The 19470-nt window shown below is 67.4% G+C and carries 20 protein-coding genes and 1 riboswitch; of the genes, 11 read left to right on the top strand and 9 right to left on the bottom strand.

Features of this window, described 5'->3' with window-relative positions:
• Positions 1-142 precede the first annotated feature (142 nt).
• Together AB0H61_RS07335 and AB0H61_RS07330 are read right to left on the bottom strand one after the other, a co-directional pair.
• The gene (locus AB0H61_RS07335) at positions 143-1360 is read right to left on the bottom strand and encodes an NADP-dependent isocitrate dehydrogenase (RefSeq protein ID WP_357300415.1); all 1218 of its coding nucleotides are present in this window, start codon (positions 1358-1360) and stop codon (positions 143-145) included.
• 337 nt (positions 1361-1697) lie between these two features.
• On the bottom strand, positions 1698-3191 hold the full coding sequence (locus AB0H61_RS07330) for an MFS transporter (RefSeq protein WP_357300414.1): 1494 nt from the start codon (positions 3189-3191) through the stop codon (positions 1698-1700).
• A 148-nt stretch (positions 3192-3339) separates the two neighbouring features.
• On the opposite strand from AB0H61_RS07330, the gene AB0H61_RS07325 reads away from it, so the two are divergent.
• The 3 genes from AB0H61_RS07325 (at position 3340) to AB0H61_RS07315 (ending at position 6800) form a co-directional block, all read left to right on the top strand.
• The gene (locus tag AB0H61_RS07325; RefSeq protein ID WP_357300412.1) at positions 3340-4068 is read left to right on the top strand and encodes a helix-turn-helix domain-containing protein; all 729 of its coding nucleotides are present in this window, start codon (positions 3340-3342) and stop codon (positions 4066-4068) included.
• Positions 4069-4120: 52 nt separating this feature from the next.
• Positions 4121-4231, top strand: a riboswitch (SAM riboswitch).
• A gap of 89 nt (positions 4232-4320) precedes the next feature.
• A complete protein-coding gene (locus AB0H61_RS07320; protein ID WP_357300410.1) occupies positions 4321-5649 on the top strand; it encodes a bifunctional o-acetylhomoserine/o-acetylserine sulfhydrylase in 1329 nt (442 codons plus the stop codon).
• Positions 5646-6800 carry a homoserine O-acetyltransferase gene (locus tag AB0H61_RS07315; protein ID WP_357300408.1) on the top strand — a complete coding sequence of 385 codons (1155 nt, stop codon included), beginning with the start codon at positions 5646-5648 and terminating at the stop codon, positions 6798-6800. The genes AB0H61_RS07320 and AB0H61_RS07315 overlap by 4 nt, the downstream gene beginning before the upstream one ends.
• Positions 6801-6830: 30 nt before the next feature.
• Here the strand turns inward: AB0H61_RS07315 and AB0H61_RS07310 are convergent, their stop codons facing one another.
• On the bottom strand, positions 6831-7481 hold the full coding sequence (locus AB0H61_RS07310; RefSeq protein WP_357300407.1) for a TetR/AcrR family transcriptional regulator: 651 nt from the start codon (positions 7479-7481) through the stop codon (positions 6831-6833).
• A 188-nt stretch (positions 7482-7669) separates the two neighbouring features.
• Here AB0H61_RS07310 and AB0H61_RS07305 point away from each other — a divergent pair, with 188 nt between their 5' ends.
• Positions 7670-8620, top strand: coding sequence for an oxygenase MpaB family protein (locus AB0H61_RS07305; RefSeq protein WP_357300405.1), 951 nt, complete (start codon positions 7670-7672; stop codon positions 8618-8620).
• Positions 8621-8737: 117 nt separating this feature from the next.
• Here AB0H61_RS07305 and AB0H61_RS07300 read toward each other — a convergent pair whose 3' ends face one another.
• A complete protein-coding gene (locus tag AB0H61_RS07300; RefSeq protein WP_357300404.1) occupies positions 8738-9115 on the bottom strand; it encodes a helix-turn-helix domain-containing protein in 378 nt (125 codons plus the stop codon).
• Positions 9116-9183: 68 nt separating this feature from the next.
• On the opposite strand from AB0H61_RS07300, the gene AB0H61_RS07295 reads away from it, so the two are divergent.
• Positions 9184-9825, top strand: coding sequence for a nitroreductase family protein (locus tag AB0H61_RS07295; RefSeq protein ID WP_357300403.1), 642 nt, complete (start codon positions 9184-9186; stop codon positions 9823-9825).
• A gap of 47 nt (positions 9826-9872) precedes the next feature.
• Here the strand turns inward: AB0H61_RS07295 and AB0H61_RS07290 are convergent, their stop codons facing one another.
• Complete coding sequence (locus AB0H61_RS07290; protein WP_357300590.1) at positions 9873-10118, bottom strand: DUF3017 domain-containing protein; 246 nt, start codon at positions 10116-10118, stop codon at positions 9873-9875.
• A gap of 236 nt (positions 10119-10354) precedes the next feature.
• Here AB0H61_RS07290 and AB0H61_RS07285 point away from each other — a divergent pair, with 236 nt between their 5' ends.
• The 6 genes from AB0H61_RS07285 (at position 10355) to AB0H61_RS07260 (ending at position 13545) form a co-directional block, all read left to right on the top strand.
• The gene (locus AB0H61_RS07285) at positions 10355-10906 is read left to right on the top strand and encodes a hypothetical protein (RefSeq protein WP_357300402.1); all 552 of its coding nucleotides are present in this window, start codon (positions 10355-10357) and stop codon (positions 10904-10906) included.
• 107 nt (positions 10907-11013) lie between these two features.
• Positions 11014-11682 carry a hypothetical protein gene (locus AB0H61_RS07280; RefSeq protein ID WP_357300401.1) on the top strand — a complete coding sequence of 223 codons (669 nt, stop codon included), beginning with the start codon at positions 11014-11016 and terminating at the stop codon, positions 11680-11682.
• Between the two features lie 141 nt (positions 11683-11823).
• Complete coding sequence (locus AB0H61_RS07275) at positions 11824-12243, top strand: hypothetical protein (protein WP_357300399.1); 420 nt, start codon at positions 11824-11826, stop codon at positions 12241-12243.
• A 127-nt stretch (positions 12244-12370) separates the two neighbouring features.
• Entirely contained in the window at positions 12371-12622 is a 252-nt protein-coding gene (locus AB0H61_RS07270; RefSeq protein ID WP_357300397.1) for a hypothetical protein, read from the top strand.
• Positions 12619-13032 (top strand): PIN domain-containing protein, encoded by a 414-nt coding sequence (locus AB0H61_RS07265; RefSeq protein WP_357300396.1) that lies wholly within the window; start codon positions 12619-12621, stop codon positions 13030-13032. Before AB0H61_RS07270 ends, AB0H61_RS07265 begins: the two co-directional genes overlap by 4 nt.
• 48 nt (positions 13033-13080) lie before the next feature.
• Positions 13081-13545, top strand: coding sequence for a tRNA (cytidine(34)-2'-O)-methyltransferase (locus tag AB0H61_RS07260; RefSeq protein ID WP_357300395.1), 465 nt, complete (start codon positions 13081-13083; stop codon positions 13543-13545).
• A gap of 5 nt (positions 13546-13550) precedes the next feature.
• Here the strand turns inward: AB0H61_RS07260 and AB0H61_RS07255 are convergent, their stop codons facing one another.
• From AB0H61_RS07255 to AB0H61_RS07240, 4 genes are read right to left on the bottom strand one after another with little or no spacing between them, the layout of a single operon-like run.
• Positions 13551-13784: a DUF167 domain-containing protein gene (locus AB0H61_RS07255; RefSeq protein ID WP_357300393.1), complete on the bottom strand. Its 234-nt coding sequence runs from the start codon at positions 13782-13784 to the stop codon at positions 13551-13553.
• A complete protein-coding gene (locus AB0H61_RS07250) occupies positions 13738-14778 on the bottom strand; it encodes a DUF4349 domain-containing protein (RefSeq protein ID WP_357300391.1) in 1041 nt (346 codons plus the stop codon). The genes AB0H61_RS07255 and AB0H61_RS07250 overlap by 47 nt, the downstream gene beginning before the upstream one ends.
• 54 nt (positions 14779-14832) lie before the next feature.
• Positions 14833-15822 carry a M48 family metalloprotease gene (locus AB0H61_RS07245; RefSeq protein WP_357300389.1) on the bottom strand — a complete coding sequence of 330 codons (990 nt, stop codon included), beginning with the start codon at positions 15820-15822 and terminating at the stop codon, positions 14833-14835.
• Positions 15823-15869: 47 nt separating this feature from the next.
• The gene (locus AB0H61_RS07240; protein ID WP_357300589.1) at positions 15870-19439 is read right to left on the bottom strand and encodes an error-prone DNA polymerase; all 3570 of its coding nucleotides are present in this window, start codon (positions 19437-19439) and stop codon (positions 15870-15872) included.
• Positions 19440-19470 lie beyond the last annotated feature (31 nt).

Raw genomic sequence — 19470 nt, 5'->3', positions numbered from 1 at the left:
AGAATTGCCGAACCGGCTGCTCATCCCGCGAGAACATGGGTTACTCGCCGGGCAGCCGGCCCCGCACTCTCCCGCCGGTCCGTGACGCCACTGTGGTGACACTCACGACCGGCAGAACGCGGAGAGGCGGGGAAGCGCGCGCTCAGCGAAGGGCGCGGGCGAGGTTCGCGTCGAGCGCGCCGAGGAACTCCTCGGTAGTCAGATACCCCTGATCACCGCCGACGAGCAGCGCGAGGTCCTTGGTCATCTGGCCGCCCTCGACGGTCTTGATGACGACATCCTCGAGTGTCTGCGCGAAGCCGATCACCTCGGGGGTGTTGTCCAGCTTGCCGCGGTGCTCGAGGCCGCGGGTCCAGGCGAAGATCGACGCGATCGGGTTGGTCGAGGTCGGCTTGCCCTGCTGGTGCTGGCGGTAGTGCCGGGTGACGGTGCCGTGCGCGGCCTCGGCCTCGCAGGTACGGCCGTCCGGGGTCAGCAGCACGGAGGTCATCAGGCCCAGCGAGCCGAAGCCCTGCGCCACGGTGTCGGACTGAACGTCGCCGTCGTAGTTCTTGCAGGCCCAGACGTAGCCGCCCTCCCACTTCATGGAGGAGGCGACCATATCGTCGATCAGCCGGTGCTCGTAGGTGAGGCCCGCGGCGTCGAACTGGGTCTTGAACTCGGCGTCGAAGACTTCCTGGAAGGTGTCCTTGAACATGCCGTCGTAGGCCTTCAGGATGGTGTTCTTCGTCGACATGTACACCGGGTAGTTCTGGGCGAGGCCGTAGTTGAACGACGCGCGCGCGAAATCCTCGATGGACTTGCGGAAGTTGTACATGCCCATCACGACGCCGCCGTCCTCGGGCATCTTCACGACCTCGTGGACGATCGGCTCGCTGCCGTCCTCCGGGGTGAAGGTGAGGGTGACGGTGCCGCCCTGGAACACCTTGAAGTCGGTGGCGCGGTACTGGTCACCGAACGCGTGGCGGCCGATGATGATCGGCTTGGTCCAACCGGGGACCAGACGCGGCACATTCGAGATGATGATCGGCGCACGGAAAATGGTGCCGCCGAGAATGTTGCGGATGGTGCCGTTGGGCGAGCGCCACATCTTCTTCAGGCCGAATTCCTCGACCCGGGCCTCATCCGGGGTGATGGTGGCGCATTTGACACCGACGCCGTGCTGTTTGATTGCGTTCGCCGCGTCGATGGTGACCTGGTCGTCTGTTTTGTCCCGGCACTCGATCCCGAGGTCGTAGTACTCGAGGTTCACGTCGAGATACGGGTGGATCAGCTTGTCCTTGATGAACTGCCAGATGATCCGGGTCATCTCGTCGCCGTCGAGTTCTACGACGGTGCCTTCAACCTTGATCTTGGACATGGATCTTCGTGTCCTCCTAGGATGGTGCCCTTATTGCACGGCCAGGCGAACACGCTTGTGAGCGGACCCCAGCTGTTCCAACAGACAACGTATATGTCCCGCGTTGTCGGCGGGACGTGTGGTGCAAACAAGACAAGCGTACTGCTGGTCGAGATCTCACCGCGGGGGGAGGGGCCCCTGTGCGAAAACCTCGCAGCGTACCCGCGCCGACGCGGAAGTTGTTACCCACAAGTAGGGCTCGAGTGATCCCGGACACTCGCGCGAGGGCGCCGCACCCGGATCCCGGTCCGCGCGCCACACCCGAACGGATGCGGCGCGCGGACCCCGTGTCCCGGACTCAGACCGCCAGCGGAACCCTGGCGCCCTCTTCGGATCCCTCGATCAGATTCGCCGGCTTGTCCCGGATCATCAGCGCGATGACCGGAATGGCGGCCAGGAAGAAGCCCGCGCCGACGTAGAAGGCCACATCGTAGCTATGGATGGCGGCCTTGGCCGCGAGGTTGTCGACGGTCGGGTTGTTCAGCACGTAATCCTTGGCGACCTGCACCGAAATGGTGGTCAACAGGGCGGTGCCGACCGCGCCGCCGACCTGCTGGGCCGCATTCAGCAGCGCACTGGCCACACCGGAGTCCTCCTCCTCGACCTGGTGCAATGCCACGGCCTGCATGCCGACGAACAGCGGGCCCATGCCGAGCGCGATCAGCACCTGGGCGGGCAGCACGCTGACGGCGTAGCTGTCGCCGTAGCTGAGCTGAGCCAGCCAGACCAGGCCGAGTACGCCGAGCGCGGCGCCCGCCACCATCAGCGGGCGCGGGCCGAGCTTGGGCAGCAGCGCGCTGGTGACACCAGCGGAGATCGCGATACCCGCCGGGAAGGGCAGGAAGGCGACGCCCGCCTTCAGTGGCGTGTAGCCCAGCGTGTTCTGGAAGTAGAAGCTGAGGAACAAGAACATGGCGAACATCGCGATCGGGATCAGCAGTGCCGCGAGCAGCGCGCCACCCCGATTGATCTCACCCGGAATGCGCAGCGGCAACAACGGATTCGTCGAGCGCTGCTCGATGACGACGAATACGGCGAGCAGCGCGACACCGGCGGCGAGCAGCCCGAGGGTGCTGCCGGAGGTCCAGCCGTGCTCGGCGGCGCGGCTGAAGCCGTACACGATGGAGACCAAGCCGAGGGTCACGGTGACCGCGCCGGGTACGTCGTAGCCGCCGGTGCGTGGGGCGGGCACATCCCTGATCACGAAGGCCAGTGCGCCGACCAGCGCGAGGATCGCGATCGGGGTGTTCACCAGCAGTGTCCAGCGCCACGAGGCGTATTCGGTGAGCGCACCGCCCGCGATCAGGCCGATCGCGGCGCCACCGGCCGAGATGCCCGCGAAGACGGAGAAGGCCGTGGCCCGTTCACGCGCCTCGGTGAAGGTGACCGAGAGCAGCGACAGCGCGGCGGGTGCGAGCAGTGCGGCGAAGGCGCCCTGCAGGCCGCGGCCCGCGAACAGCTGGGCCCCGTTCTGCGCGAGACCGGCCAGCGCGGAGGCCGCGGCGAAGCCGATCAGGCCGATCATGAAGATGCGGCGACGGCCCAGGTAGTCCGCCATGCGGCCGCCGAGGAGCAGCAATCCGCCGAAGATCAGCGTGTAGGCGGTGAGCACCCATTGCGTATTGCCCTCGCTGATAGCGAGATCACGTTGTGCGAAGGGCAGCGCGATGGTCACGATGGTGGCATCCAGAACCACCATGAGCTGGGCCGACGCGATTACGGCCAGGGCCAGCCAGCGGGACGAGCCGCCCGGTTTCTCCAGTGCGTCGACCGCTACAGCGGTGTCGGTCATATCGGTCTCCTCATTCGAAGTACTGGGCTTTCGGATCAAGTGGGCCAATCCTGTCACTCTCAGACAATTGGCGTCAAGAGAAAAATGTCGCACTCAGACATTTGTCGGTTAGGGACATGAAAACAGCAGGTTGCGATAGAGTGTGAAGATGCTCGACTCATCGACGCCGATCGACGCGGAAGCCGGAGCCGACACCCTCGTGACCTGCCCGGCCACTGGCGGGCGCGCCGACCAGCCCACGGGCCTGCGCGAGCGCAAGAAGCAGCAGACCCGCGCGCGGATCATCGAGGTGGCGCTGGACCTGTGCGATACACAGGGCTTCGAGGCGACGACCGTCGAGCAGATCGCCAATACCGCCGACGTCTCGCCACGCACGGTGAACCGATACTTCGAGACCAAAGAAGACATCGTCCTCGGGCCGACCGAGGACTTCGGCAGGGCGGTCGCCGAGGCGCTGCGGGAGCAGTCCGGCGTCGAAAACGATCTGCACGCGCTGTGCAATGCCTTCCTTTACATGATCGACCTGGCCGCCAGCGGCCACGACACCATCTCGTTCCATCAGTTCCAGCAGATGCAGCGGATCGTCCGCAGCAGCCCGGCGGTCAACGCCCGCGCCCTCGAATACGGCGAGTCCAAGACCGCCGCGATCAGCTCCGCCCTCGCCGAACGCACCGGCAACACACCCGATGCCCTCCCGGTCCGGCTGGTGGTAGCGACCTGGCAGATGCTGTGTCATGTCGCGATGGCGGACTCGGAGGAAGTGATCGTCAACAGCGACCCCCGGACCGCGGCGCGCGCCGCACGCACGGCGGTACTCACCGCGTTCACCGAGCTCCGCCGCATCTGCGACACACCGCTGCGCACCGAGTCCACGTGACATTGCCAACGAAATTTCGGGCGTCGGCCTAGCTCCAGCTACCATGTCGTCAGGTCATGAGTGCCAGCGCCAAGCCCCGGCTCGCTGGTCGGCAACCCTCCAGCTGCGGTGGGGTGCTCCGGGTGATGACCGGGCTCTCGAAGGCCGAGAGCAAGCGCGCTGTTCAGGAGGATCCCGAAATGTCTTGTTGTCCGTCGCCCGCATCCAGATAAGACAGTCTGTCCGGCGAACAACCCCCTTTTGGAGCACGACATGAGTGACCCCATCGCGTCCGAGATCGATCCGGCCACCTGGTCTTTCGAGACCAAGCAGGTGCACGCGGGCCAGTCCCCGGATCAGAGCACCGGCGCCAGGGCCCTGCCCATCTACCAGACCACCTCGTACGCGTTCCGCGACACCGATCACGCCGCGGCGCTGTTCGGGCTGGCCGAGCCGGGCAATATCTATACCCGGATCATGAACCCCACCCAGGACGTGGTGGAACAGCGCATCGCCGCCCTGGAAGGCGGTGTGGCGGCGCTGCTGCTGGCCTCCGGGCAGGCCGCGGAAACCTACGCGATCCTCAACCTGGCCGCGGCGGGCGACCACATCGTCTCCAGCCCGCACCTCTACGGCGGCACCTACAACCTCTTCCACTACTCGTTGCCCAAGCTGGGCATCGAGGTCTCCTTCGTCGAGGACCCGGGCGATCCGGAGCAGTGGCGCGCCGCGATCCAGCCGAATACCAAGGCCTTCTACGGCGAGACCATCGCCAATCCGAGCAGCGCCGTCTTCGATATCCGCGGCATCGCCGAGGTCGCGCACGCGGCCGGGCTGCCGCTGATCGTGGACAACACCGTCGCCACCCCGTATCTGATTCAGCCGCTGGCGCACGGCGCCGATATCGTCGTGCACTCGGCGACCAAGTACCTGGGCGGGCACGGCGCCGCGGTCGCGGGCGTGATCGTGGACGGCGGCAGCTTCGACTGGACGGTGCGCGACGCGAACGGCGAATCCCGCTTCCCCGGCTTCACCACCCCGGACCCGAGCTACCACGGCGCCGTCTTCGCCGATCTCGGCGCGCCCGCCTACGCCCTGAAGGCCCGGGTGCAGTTGCTGCGCGATCTGGGCGCCGCGGTCTCGCCGTTCAACGCGTTCCTGATCGCGCAGGGCATCGAGACGCTGAGCCTGCGGCTGGAGCGGCATGTCTCCAACGCCGAGGCGGTGGCCGAGTTCCTCGCGAACCACCCGGATGTCGAGGCGGTCTTCTACGCGGGACTGCCCACGTCGCCATGGTACGAGCGCGCCAAGGAGCTGGCGCCGAAGGGCGCGGGCGCGATCGTCGCGTTCGAACTGCGCGGCGGCGTCGATGCGGGCAAGAAGTTCGTGGACGCGTTAGCCCTGCACAGCCATGTCGCTAACATCGGGGATGTGCGTTCTCTCGTGATCCACCCGGCGTCGACGACGCACTCACAGCTGACACCCGAGGAGCAGGCGGCCTCCGGGGTCACGCCGGGGCTGATCAGGCTGGCCGTCGGCATCGAGGGAATCGACGACATTCTGGCCGATCTGCGGGCCGGTTTCGCGGCGGCGACGACGTGACCGTGAGCACCGAGCGGAGCACCGCCCGCCCAGCGACCGGGGTGGCATTACTGCCACCGCCGGACGGGCGGCTGGGCATGATCGCGATCGGGGATGTGCTGCTGGAGAATGGCGCGGTCGTCCCCGACGCGCACCTCGCGGTGCAGCGCTGGGGCGAGCTCTCCCCCACGTTGGACAATGTGGTGCTGGTCGAGCACGCGCTGACCGGTGACTCGCACGTGGTCGGGGAGCCCGACGACATCCACCCGCTGCCCGGCTGGTGGGACGGCATGGTCGGCCCCGGTGCGCCGGTGGATACCGACGAGTGGTGTGTGATCGCGACCAATGTGCTCGGCGGCTGTAAGGGCAGCACCGGGCCGTCGTCGCTGGCGCCGGACGGCAAGCCGTGGGGCCCGAGGTTCCCGGAGATCTCCATCCGCGATCAGGTGACCGCGGAGATCGCTTTGATGCGGTTGCTCGGCATCGACCGGCTGGCCGCGGTGGTCGGCGGGTCGATGGGCGGTATGCGGGTGCTGGAGTGGATGGTCGGCGCCCCGGAGCGGGTCGCGGCGGCGCTGGTGCTCGCGGTCGGTGCGCGCGCCACCGCCGACCAGATCGGCACCCAGACCACCCAGATCGCCGCTATCCAGTCCGATCCGGACTGGCAGGGCGGCAATTACCACGACACCGACCGTGCCCCCATGGCGGGCATGGGCATCGCGCGGCGCATCGCGCACCTGACCTACCGCACCGAGGCCGAACTGGACCACCGCTTCGAGAACCACGCGCAGGGCGAGGAGGATCCGTGGCGAGGCGGCCGCTACGCGGTCCAGAGCTACCTGGACCACCAGGCCGAAAAGCTTTGCGGCCGTTTCGATCCGGCCACCTACGTGCTACTCACCGAGGCGATGAACCGGCACGATATCGGTCGCGGTCGCGGCGGTGTCGCGGCGGCGCTGGCCGCCACCACGGTGCCGTGCGTGGTGGGCGGCGTGGACTCCGACCGGCTGTACCCGTTGCGCACGCAGCAGGAGCTCGCCGACGGGCTGCCGGGGTGCGAGAGGCTGGAGGTCGTGCACTCCAGGGACGGGCACGACGGGTTCCTGACCGAGGCGGCGGCGGTGTCCAAACTGCTGATCGAAACCATGCGGCTGGCCCGCGAACATCGCTGAGCGACAACCGTTCGACGGCCGCTCGCGTCCCTACCCGGCCGACGGACCGACCAGCAGCTGCACCACGGTGCTGACGAACCCTTCGATGCGTTCGCGCGGGTATTCCCCGGGTTCGTTGATCGCGAGCCTGCCCAGCATTTCGGCGATGGTCAGCAGTGAGTTGGTCAGCAGCGCGGAATCCATTCCGGCCCACCGCGGCTGTACCGCGATACCCATCCGCACCAGCGCCTCGGCCTGATCGAAGATACTGGCGCGCGAATTACCCAGCGCCTCACGGTATTCGCCGGGGGCGCGATCCGGGGCGGCGAGGATGAGCCGCCAGCGGGTCGGATTCTCCAGCGCCACACCGACGAATGCCTCGATCGTCGCCGATGCCGCAACCACCGGGTCGGCGCCCATCAGATCGGTCGGTAGCGTTTCAGCGACCTGTTCCAGCCCCCGCTGCTGCTCCCGATCCAGCAGTGCCGCAACCAATTCGGCGCGAGTCTTGAAGACGGTGTAGAGCACCGGCTTGCCGACACCCGCTTCCTGCGCGACCGCCTCCATGCTCAGCTCGTGCAATTCCACTCGACCCAGCACGGTATAGGCGGCGTCGAGCAGCTGTTCCCGGCGCTCCTGCGGCGGCAGACGCGGCGCATAACGCCGTCGCGGCCGGTCCGGCGGGGTGCGCGATGTGGTCACGGCCGTCTCACCTCCATCGGTCCATCCTGACAGCCGCGGCCGCGGATACCGAATCCGTCCATCGCAAATCCTACGCAGCCGTTGTATTGATCATCACCAATTGCTACGGTTGCGTTGTATTCACCGCCGACGGGTGCCACTGTCGATCGTGCGCCGACCGGCCCCGTACACCTGCACAGGAGCATGTGATGACCTTCGATCCGACCACGCTGCGCCGGGACGACTACGGCTTCTTCGGCCCGGATTCCCCGAGCTGGAAGATCTGGACCGCGCCGTCCGCGGTGATCGGTTTCCAGCGCGCGGTGGTGCTCGAACACTTCGACCCGTTCCTGACCGCCGCGGTGGCGGATTCGCGCGGGATCTACTCCGATCCGCGCGCCCGGCTCGACCACACCTTCTCCTACTTCCTGCTCGCCGCGATCGCCGACGGCCGCACCGCGATCCAGGCCGCCGAGCATCTGATGCGGGTGCACGCCCCGATGACCGGCATCGAACCGATCAGCGGCAGGCGCTACAGCGCGAACAGCCCGGAGACCCAGCTGTGGATCCACATCACCGGCTGGCATTCGGTGCTGAAGGCCTACGAAGTCTTCGGCCCCGGGCCACTCAGCCCGAAGGAGGAGACCCGCTACTGGGCCGAGTGCGCGATCGCGGCCGAGTTGCAGACCTGTAAGCCCGAGGATGTGCCGCGCTCCCGCGACGCCGTGCGCGCGTACTTCGCCGAGGTCCGGCCGCGGCTGTGCACCTCCGAACGGGCCGAGGAGGGCATGCACCATCTGCTGTGGACCCCACGGAGCAATGGCGCGGGCCTGTCGTATTACGTTGGCAGCCGAATGCTTTCGCTGGCGTCGGTAGCCCTGCTGCCGAAGTGGATGCGCAAGCTCGGACGCTTCGACCGGCCCGGCATCGTGGATCTCGCGATCAAGCTGCCCGCCAAGATCCTGGTGTGGGGCTTCACCCGGTTCGACAAGGCGGGGCTGATTCTCGCGGCGCCGTTCATCGCGCCGATGGCCGGACAGATTCTGGAGCAGCACATCAAGGGTGAGTCGCCCGCCACCCCGGAGACCATCACGCCCGCCGCGGCGCGGGAACTGTACGGCTCCCATGGCAGCCGGGCGGTCACCGCACACGCCGGTTGATCAGCCCATCCCAGCGGTGGTCCCGGCGCGGGCCGGGACTCACGCGAACACCCGGATCGCGGTCCCGGATCCAACTCCGACCGGAACTCACAGTCCGCGTGGGCATTTCGACAATACTCAGCCGGCTGCGGCACGCCGCGCCGCTTCGACCCGATTGATATTCGTCTCGATCCAGTCGCGCAGCGCCGCGATCGGGGTGCGCAGGCCGTGTCCGAGGTCGGTGAGGGTGTATTCGACGCGCGGCGGGATGGTGGGATGCACGGTGCGCGAGACGAATCCGTCGTGTTCGAGCTGACGCAGCGTCTGCGTCAACATCTTCTGCGAGATGCCGTCGATGCGTCGGCGCAGGTCGGTGTAGCGCATGGTGCCGTCGGCGAGCGCGTCCACGATCAGCACGGTCCACTTGCCCGCCACATGATCGAGCACCTGGCGGGTGGGGCATTTGGCCGAGTACACATCGGCGGGGAGTCCGGAGTCTTCCAAGTACGTGGGCACGATCCGATCGTAACGCACTAATTGGTGCCTACTTCCAAAAAGAGAGTGGCTCTCCAATAGTGAGATGCATGAACACACAGATACTTTCCGTCCCCGCCGCGATCCGAGCCCGTCGCACCGTGCGCCACTACCGCCCGGATCCGGTGCCGACCGAACTGCTCGACGAACTGCTGGACCTGGCGGTGCAGGCCCCCACCGCCTGGAACATGCAGGACCGTTCGATCGTCGTGGTGACCGGCGAGTCCGGCAGGCGGGAACTGTCGGCCGCCGCGCACGGCCAGCCGCAGCCCGCGGAGGCACCGGTGGTGCTGATCTTCGTCGCCGAGACGGCGGCCTGGGAAGCGCCCAACACCGATATCGCCGAGCTGGCGGGTCGCCGCGGCGCCTGGAACCCGGAGTTCACCGCGATGTTCGAATCCCGCGCCGAGTTCCACGAACTGCGGGAACGCGGACTGCTGCGGGAGAATTCGGTGAAGAACGCGATGATCGCGGCCACCTACGTCATGCTGGCCGCCACCAGCCTCGGTCTGGCCTCGGCGCCGATGAACGGCTGGGATCCGGACCTGGTGAAGAAGGCCATCGGCATCGACGATCGGCCCGATCTGGCCATCGCGGTGCTGGTGACGATCGGCTATTCCGATGCGACGCCACCGCATCCCGGGCGGCGCGACCGTGCCCGCAATATCTTCAGCGAGCGCTACCCCAGGTGAATTTTGTTGCCGCCCTTGATCTTTCGTGCGGGCGAGAGATCAAGGGGTCAGCCGACGCCGACGGTGCTGATGGTGGCGGCGAGCATGACGATCGCGGAGCCGAACAGGCTCAGCGCGGCCACATCGAAGGGCTTGCTACGCACCGCGAGCAGCCCGACCCGCGCGGTCGGCAGACACAACCGGAACGCGGCCGCCAGCAGCGTGGCGCCACCGAAGAACAGCGCACCGCGACGCCACCGATCGGAGGCGACGAAGACGACGGCCAGCACAATGACCAGGGTCACCACCACCATCGGCAGGTGGCAGCGCAGAAACTGCGCGCCCGCGCTGGGCTGCCTTCCGGTGGACGATTCGACGTCGGTCACGCCCCGATTGTTGCAGACCCGCACCCGGCGGGCACCCGGCCCCGCCCCACCGGGTCATGTCGCTTGACCCGGGGCGTGGGGGCGTACCAGACTGGGCGCGGCATTCGGGTCTCGCCGGTCCGGCGGGGAATCCTGTTCATCGGGGACAACATCGGGGGAAGACCATGCGAATCAATCGTGCCGTCATGACCTTCGTGGTGCTGGCGACCGCACTCGGCGGTGCCGTGAGCTGCTCGGACGATCCGGTGACCGGATCGCCCACGCACAGCCCCGTGGCATCCTCGACCACCGTCGCACCGCCGCCGCCCGGCTTCGGCCCACTGGGATACGGGAAATTGCGGCTCGGGATGAGCGTGGCCGACGCCCAGGCCACCGGTGAGATCGCGAAGCTCGAGGATATGGGAGGCGACCCACCCGGCTGCGGTCGATACACCACCCACGCGGGCTGGAGCGGCTTCTACAACCAGGGCGAGATCGTCGCGATCATGCACGGCAAACTCCCCGCCCGCACCCCGGAAGGCATCACCGTCGGCTCCACCCTCGACCAGGTCCGCGCCGCCTATCCCACCCTGAAACTCGGCCACAACTGGAGTTCAGCCGAGGTCCCTGACCAACCCGCCCACTACGGCTTTCTCGGTATCCGTCAGGAAAGTCCGTCCGACGCCAAGGTCACTCAGATGTTGCTCTACAACGACAAGGACACCTGCCACAACTAGCGCATGACCAACAACCGTCCGATCGCCGAATGCGGCCTGTCCGAACCGGTTCCGCACCGCACCACATCGCCCTCGGCCAGGCCGTCTGTGTGTTACACTCCGCCACCGTGACGTTGTGGCCCTACAACGAGATGCCGGCCGGTTTCGTCCTCACCGGATACGGCTTGGACCCCGCCGATGAGCAGGCGCTGACCGAGAAAATCTGGTCGTGGCTGGTGGCGGGCAATGCCGATGCCGACGAATTCGTCGATGCCGAGCAGGAGGGCTGGGACCTCACCGGCGACCAGCTCTACGCGGCGTTCGAGGCGGCCCGCGAGGTCCGCATCGAGCAGCAGGCACAGTGGACATCGGAGCAGACCGGCACCAACCTCGATCGCGCTTTCGCGGAGCTGAACGAGGCCGGCATCCTTGCCCGGCAAAACTTCACCTGCTGTGGCACGTGTGGTACCGCCGAGATCGGTGGCGAGATGGACGGCTCCCGGCACTGGCGCGGCTACGTCTTCTTCCACCAGCAGGACACCGAGACACTCGTCGACAGCGGCTATGCGTACCTGAACTACGGTCTGTTCCCGCCGGCGGACTTCGACCAAGAGGCGTATTCGCAACTGTCCGAAGCCGATAAAGAGGCCGCCTACCTGGCCGATCTCGAGGCTGTGATCGCCGATGACGCGGTGCCACGCCTGGAGAAGCACGGCCTCGACGTGGAGTGGGACGGCAATATCCGCACGCGGATCCTGCTGCGCAACGCGCAGTGGTATGTGCCTCTCGACGCCTGATCACTGCTCCGGTAGCCGGATCAGCCAGCGTGCCCGGGTCAGGATGCCGGTTCCAGCATCAGTTCGAATGATGTTGTGGTCCAAACTGATTGAACGCCCCCATAGGTATCGGTACACCGAGGGGATGGCATTATCTCGATCATGATCACTCAACGACTCTCTCTTCTCGCGCTGACCGCGCTTCCGGCCGTGGGGATGGCGCTCGCCCCGGCCGGCACTGCCGTCGCGGCCGGACTCACGGCCCCGGTGATCGAGGAGGTCTTCTCGGTGCCGGGAACCGTGTCGGCGAAGTTTCACAACCCGAACGCCGAGGGCGTGTGCTGGGTGTTCAACGCCGACACCGGTGAGATCTTCGGCGGCAACAACCCGACATCCTTCGCCATCGCCGACGGCAAGATGGTCCAAACCTCGCTGGGTAACGGCAGCCTCCCTGCCGGACAAATGCGCGTGCGCGGCGCATGTGCATGGCACCCGCCGACCGGCAACCACGACTACGCGTCGACGACCGGCATAATCACCGTCGACGTGATCGGCAAGCCGAGCACGGGCAGCTTCGGCTGAGCCCGCACCGGTAGTCGATCGCCCCGGCGGCAGCAACGCCTGATTGGTTGGGTCCGTGTTCCGATCGATGTTTCACCGTCAGGCCGAGGTCAGGCGCTGAAAGTGGCAAGCCACTAAACTCAGAACCATGACCGCAGCGCACGACTACGAGGACCTGCATCGTTTGGTCGACCGGCTCACACCGGACCAAGCGCGGGCGTTGCGTGCCGTCGCATTGCAACTGGTCGTCACCGACGCCCACGAAGTAGGCGCAGCGGCTGAACCAGTGGGCAAGCGACGTCGGCATCTCTCGTTCGCCGGCGTGATGGACGCAGAACCCGATCTCGCTGAGCGATCGGAGGAACTGCTGCGCGAGGAACGTGGTAAACAGGCCGAGTGATCGTCTGTGACACAGGCCCGCTCGTTGCGGTGCTCAACAAGAACGACGCGGATCACCGACGCTGCCTGGATCTCCTCGAGACCCATCCGGGACCGCTACTCGTGCCGAGCCCGGTCCTCGCCGAAGTCTGCTATTTTTTGGAAACTCGTGTGGGCCCTCAGACCGAGGCCACATTCCTGGAATCGATCGCCAACCAGGAAATCGAACTCGTCGACCTCACTCGAGTTGATCTGCTCCGGATGGCCGAACTGGTTCGAAAGTACGCCGACTTCCCGCTGGGAGCTGTCGACGCCGCCGTCCTTGCCGTCGCCGAACGGCTCGAGGTCAGTGAGGTGGCGACTCTGGATCTGCGACACTTCAGCGCCGTCCGGACCCGTCACCCTACGCCTCTTCGACTGTTGCCCAACTGACCGGCTTGGTCACCGAGGAGCCGCGGCCACCTGGTTGACTGGTCAGCTGTGTTCCGATTGATGTTCCATGAGCCCGCCATACCCGGGAATACCGGGAATGCGATTCGTCTGGTTGCCGGGACCGGGTGTGAGCTGCACCTGATCGAGCCATTGGGGTTCGATCTCTCGGAGTCGAAGTTGCGGCGGGCAGGGCTGGATTACCACGATCTGGCATCGGTGACGGTGCACAAGAGTCTCGCGGCGGCCTGGGAGGCGCTGGATCCGGATCGGGTCTTCGCATTCACGACCCAGGCCACCACCCGCTACACCGATATCGCCTATCGAGAGGGCGACGTGCTGCTTTTCGGCACCGAACCCACCGGGCTGCCCGCGGAGGTCCTGGCGGATCCGTACCTGACCGAGCTGGTGCGGATCCCGATGCTGCCGGGGCGGCGTTCGATGAATCTGTCGAATGCCGCGGCGGTCACCGTGTACGAGGCGTGGCGGCAGCACGGGTTCCCCGGCGCGGTCTAGGCGGCCTAGAGATCCACTTCGAAACGCTTGAAGCGGGAGGTGGCGCCCGCGGCCAAGCGGACGGCGCTCTTGGGGACGCCGAAGTGGTCGGCGAGAAGTTCGATGGCGGCCTTGTTGGCCTTGCCCTCGACGGCGGGGGCTCGGACATAGAGCTGGAGGGTGCCGTCGTCGAGGGTTTCGATGAGCGGGCCCTTACGGCTGTTCGGTTTGATCGTCGCCCTTACCACCGTCGGGGGCACGTCCTTCTCCTGTCTCGGCCTCGGGCTCAACGACTTTCGCCGGACTCACCGGCTCCGGCTGCTCCGCCTTCGCCGGTGTCGCATCGCCGGTCGGCGTACCCGGCCCGGCATCCGATTCTGCCGGACCCGCCGCGGGCCGACCCCGCCGCCGCACCAGGCGCACGATGCCCCAGACCACCGCGCCGAGCACCACGAGGAACCCGAGCCACGGAATCGCCTTACCTGTGACGACGATGACGTCCTTCAGCCAATCCACCAGCGAATTCCAGCCGGAGACGATGCCGTCCCAGAAATTGGTCGGCCCATTGTCATCGGACTTCTTCTCGGTCGCGGTGATGTCGACGGTCAGGCTGGAGAGGGCGACCTGATCGTCGAGGTGACGTTTCTGCGCGGTGAGACTGTCGAGTTCACCCTGCCTGCTGGAGAGCGCGTTCTCGGCGGCGAGTAGGTCGGCGGTGTTGGTGGCGCCCGCGATGAGGGCGCGCAGTCGATCCACCGAGGCCTGCAATGCCTTGATCTTGGCGTCCAGATCCTCCCACTGCATGGTGACGTCGTCGCGATTCGTGCTGACCCGGGTGACCTTGCCGACGCCGCCGAGACCGTCCACGAATGCGTCGGTCTTATCCGCGGGCACCCGCACGGTGAGTGTGGCGCTCGGATCGGTGTCGTCGGTGCCCGGCTGCTCGGTGCGGCTGTCGATCCGGCCGCCGAGCACCCGCACTTGGTCGGCGACCTCGGCCGCCGCCGCGATCGGATCGTCCGCGGTGATGTCGACGCTGCCGGTGACAATCTCCTTGCGGGAGAACGCATCCGGGGCCTGTCCGCCGCTGTCGGCGGGTGCGGGCGCCTGTTCCCGCAGGCCGGGCGGCACGATCGCGGGGGCCGCCGTGGCCATGGTCTTGCTGTCGGAGGTCGATGACAATTCGTCGGCACCGCAGCCGGCCAGCAGCGTCAAACCCAGGAGACCGATGCACAGCACCGCAAGCTTCCGCATGTTCGCAGGGTAGCCGCTGCGATGACCGCGGTCACTCGGCATTTCCGCGGCGGATCATTCGGTGGGCTCGTGGCCCATCCGGATCTCGACGGCGCGGATCCTTGTCTCGATCCGCGGGTGGGAGTCGAGGAGCCGGGCGAGCCGACTCGGGGCACGCCGTGGTCGCTGGCGGCGTAACCACAGGTCGAGGACGGCGTAGGTCTCCGGGCCGTACCCGAGATCGACGGCGACCTGGTCGGCGCGCAGCTCGGCCCGCCGCCGCTGCGCTTGCTGCGCGAACGGCTCCAGGATGATCGCCAGCGCCAGCGGCGCCGCCACCGGCGCCCCAACGACCAGCAGCAAACCGACGGCCGCGGCGGCGAGCACCAGCGTCCGGCTCAGCACCAACACCCCGATTCCGATGACCTCGATGGCCTTTCGCACGCCGAGGAATTGCAGTAGCGAGACGAATCCGGCGACGTGCGCGGCTTTGGCGACGAAAACCGCGAACAGCCAGGTGATCCGCCGATAGCCGCCCAGGATGCCGCGGATCGGAAGGGCGTACCAGTAGGACAGCATCTGCGCGCGCTGGCTGCCGCCGAGATGGTGGCCGAGTTCATGAGCGAGCACGGCCTCCAGTTCACGCGGTCCGAGGGCGGCGACCGCCCACCCGGTAGCGACGACAATGCGCCCGGGGGCAGCCAGGGCATTGAGGTGGTCGGTGTCCTGGATCCACAGCGAATATGCGGCGCCGCGCACTCCCGCGGCGCGGGTGACGTTGTGCCAGGCGGGAATCAGGACGGTGTGCTCGGCGGGCTCGGGTCGGCGCACCCGGAAGATCTGCGGCGCCATCTCGGCGGTCGGCGCGGGGATGAGGGTGCCGCAGAGCAGCCAGGTGAGCGTCAGGCCCACCGCGGGCCACGGTCCGAACAGGGCGCCGACACCGTAGACCAGCAGCCCGCCCAGCACCGTCGAGGGCAAGGAAACCAGCAGTGTGACAAGCGCTGTCGCGAATCGGGTGCGGCGTGATACCGGGGTCCGGTCACCGGGTAGGTCTGCGTGCATGCGCTGCGCTTACCCCGTCCGTCGGCGGCATTCGGTACCACCGTACGTCAACGGAAGTCGCGCGAGGTGGAATCCACGCGCAGGTCCATGCGCTGCAGATGTTCCGCGACGACGCTGACCGCGCCCTCGGCGTTCTGCACCCGGCCGCGGATGAGCAGGGCCGCAGCGCCCTGCGCGAGACGCCGATAGCGGGCCCACAGACCGACCGAGCAGACGATATTCACCATGCCGGTCCCGTCTTCCAGGTTCAGGAAGGTCACGCCCGCGGCGGTCGCGGGCCGCTGCCGGTGCGTGACCGCGCCGCCGACCAGCACCCGGGAACCGTCGGGGACTTCGAGCAGCCCCGAGGCGGGGATGACACCGAGCGCATCCAGTTGCGGGCGCAGGAATTCCGTCGGATAACTGCCAGGGGAGACTCCCGTGGCCCAGACGTCGGCGGCGGCGAGTTCGAGTTCGCTCATACCGGGCAGGGCGGGCGCGGTGGTGGCGGCGCCGGTGCCGGGCAGCCGGTCCGGTCGTTCGGCCGCGGCCGCGCCCGCCGCCCACAGCGCCTCCCGCCGGGTAATGCCGAGGCTGCCGAGTGCGCCAGCGGTGGCGAGCGATTCCGCCTGCGGGACGGTCAGTTCCACGCGACCGGCCAGGTCGAGAAAGGAGGTGTAGGGACCGGATTCCCGTGCGGTGACGATCTTTTCGGCGAGTCCGTCACCGATGTGACGGATGGCGGCCAGTCCGAGCCGGACCTGGGCGCCCCGTTGCTCCAGGGTGGCCTCGGCCCGGCTGGCATTGATATCGGGCCCGTGCACCAGCACGCCGCGCCTGCGCGCATCGGCGACCAGCGATTGCGGCGAATAGAAACCCATCGGCTGGGCCCGCAGCAGGCCCGCGCAGAAGGCGGCCGGGTGGTGCAGTTTGAACCAGGCCGAGTAGAAGACGATCGAGGCGAAGCTCTGCGAATGGCTTTCCGGAAAACCGAAATTCGCGAACGCGTACAGCTTCTCGTAGATGCGGTCGGCGACCTCGCCGGTAATGCCGTGCAGTTCGCGCATACCCCGGTAGAGCCGTTCCCGGAGCCGCTCCATGCGTTCCGGGGAGCGTTTGGAACCCATGGCCCGGCGCAGCTGATCGGCCTCGGCGGCGGTGAAACCGGCGACATCCACGGCCATTTGCATGAGCTGCTCCTGGAACAGCGGAATCCCGAGGGTGCGCTCCAGCGAATTCTTCAGCGCCGGATGGTCGTAGGCGACCTTTTCCCGGCCGTTGCGGCGGCGGATATACGGATGCACCGAACCGCCCTGGATCGGGCCGGGCCGGATCAGCGCGACCTCCACCACCAGGTCGTAGAAGTTGCGCGGTTTCAGTCGGGGCAGAGTTGCCATCTGGGCGCGCGACTCCACCTGGAAAACGCCCACCGAATCGGCGCGCGAGAGCATCTCGTAGACGGCGGCCTCCTTCAGGTCCAGCCGGTGCAACTCGACCGTCTCGCCCTTGTGCTCGCGCACCATATCGATCATGTAGTGCAGCGCGGAGAGCATACCGAGACCGAGCATGTCGAATTTCACCAGATCGACCGCGGCGCAATCGTCCTTATCCCACTGCAATACGCTGCGGCCGGGCATACGCGCCCATTCCACTGGGCAGACGTCGGCGACGGGGCGGTCGCAGATCACCATGCCGCCCGAGTGGATACCGAGATGCCGTGGCAGTCCCTCGATTTCGGCGGCCAGCTCGAGCACCGGCTCCGGAATATCGGTGCCGGTCTCGGTGCCGACGCCGGTCCAGCGGCTCACCTGCTTACTCCAGGCATCCTGTTGCCCCGGTGAAAACCCCAGTGCGCGAGCGGCATCGCGCACCGCGGATTTGCCGCGGTAGGTGATCACATTCGCCACCTGGGCCGCGTATTCGCGGCCGTACTTGGTGTAGACGTGCTGGATCGCCTCCTCCCGGCGATCGGATTCGATATCGATATCGATATCGGGCGGGCCGTCGCGCTCCGGGGAGAGGAACCGTTCGAAGAGCAGTTGATTGGCGACCGGGTCCACATTGGTGATCCCGATGGCGTAGCAGACCGCCGAATTGGCCGCCGAACCCCGCCCCTGGCACAGAATGTCGTTGTCCTTGCAGAAGGTGACGATGTCGTGCACCACCAGGAAGTAACCGGGGAAACCGAGTTCGGTGATGATCGCGAGTTCGTGTTCGAGTTGCCGATAGGCCGGGGGATTCCCACTCGGCGGACCGTAGCGGCGCCGCGCCCCTTCGAGGGTCAGCGTGCGCAGCCAGGAATTCTCGTCATGGCCCGGCGGCACGTCGAACGGCGGCAGCTTCGGTGCGATCAGCCGCAGATCGAAGGCGCATTCACGGGCCAGTTCGGCCGCGTTCGACACCGCGCGCAACCCCGCACGCCCGGCCCCGGCCGCGAACAGCTGTGCCATCTCCGCGCCGGAACGCAGGTGCGCGCCGCCGGTGGGGGCCAGCCAGCCCGCGATATCGTCCAGGCTCTGCCTTGCCCGGATCGCGGCCAGCGCCATGGCGCGGCGGCGTTGGCCGGGACCGGCGAAATGCGCTCCGGTGGTGGCCAATACGGGCAGGCCGAGACGGTCGGCGAGGGCGATGAGGTGGGCGTTGCGCTCATCGTCCTCGGGGATGCCGTGGTGCGTGAGTTCCACGCCGACCCGGTCGGCGCCGAACCGCTCGATCAGGTCGCGCAGCGCCGCCTCGGCACCCATCAGCCGCATATCCCCGGCCCGCAGGTCCTGTTCGAGGGCTTGCCGGAGGTGACCCTTTCGGCAGCCGGTCAGGATATGCCAGTGCCCGCCCGCCGCCGCGGTGAGTGCGTCGAGATCGTAGCGCAGAATGCCTTTTTCGCCCGCGGCCAGGTGGGCGGCCGAGATCTCGCGCGACAGGCGCCGATACCCCTCCTGGCCGCGGGCGAGCACCAGCAGATGCGGACCGGCCGGATCCGGTGATCCGGTGCGCGGTGCGGAATCGGGTGCGTCGACGTGCCCGCGCCGATCCCCCGGCCGGGCCGCCTCCGCACCGTCCGTGCGAGTGGAGCCTCTCGCCGCGCCGCCGAACCGCTCGGCCAACTCCGCCGAATCCTCGAACCGTTCGGCCGAGCCACCCGCCGATTCGGGCAACCGGCCGAACAGATCCGCCGAATCCCGGTACTGTTCAGCGGATTCCGCCGCGGACCGGCGCTCGAATCCGGTCGCCGGGGCGGCGGCGAATCCGGATCCCAGCGACAGCTCGGAGCCGAATACCGTCGGCATCCCCCACTCCCCGGCCGCCTCGGCGAAACGCACAGTTCCGTAGAAACCGTCGTGGTCGGTGAGCGCGATCGCCTCCAGCCCGAGCCGCACCGCCTCCTCCACCAGTTCCTCCGGCTGGCTCGCACCGTCGAGGAAGCTGTAGGCCGAATGCGCGTGCAACTCGGCATAGGGCACGGCCGGGCCCTCGACCCGGGCCACCGGCTCGGCCAGGTATTCGCCGCGCTTGCGCGACCAGGCCGGGCTGTCCCCGCCGTCGCCGGGGTACATCGCCTCCGGATTCGTCCGTCCGGGGCGCCCGGACAGCACCCGTTCCATCTCGGACCACGACGGCGGCCCATTACCCCAGCCCACCGACACACCACCTCCTCATCTATCGAACATA

This window comes from Nocardia sp. NPDC050710, assembly GCF_040654375.1.
Lineage (GTDB): Bacteria > Actinomycetota > Actinomycetes > Mycobacteriales > Mycobacteriaceae > Nocardia.
Note: the sequence above shows the minus strand (reverse complement) of the source record. Positions and strands in the feature narration are given on the sequence as shown.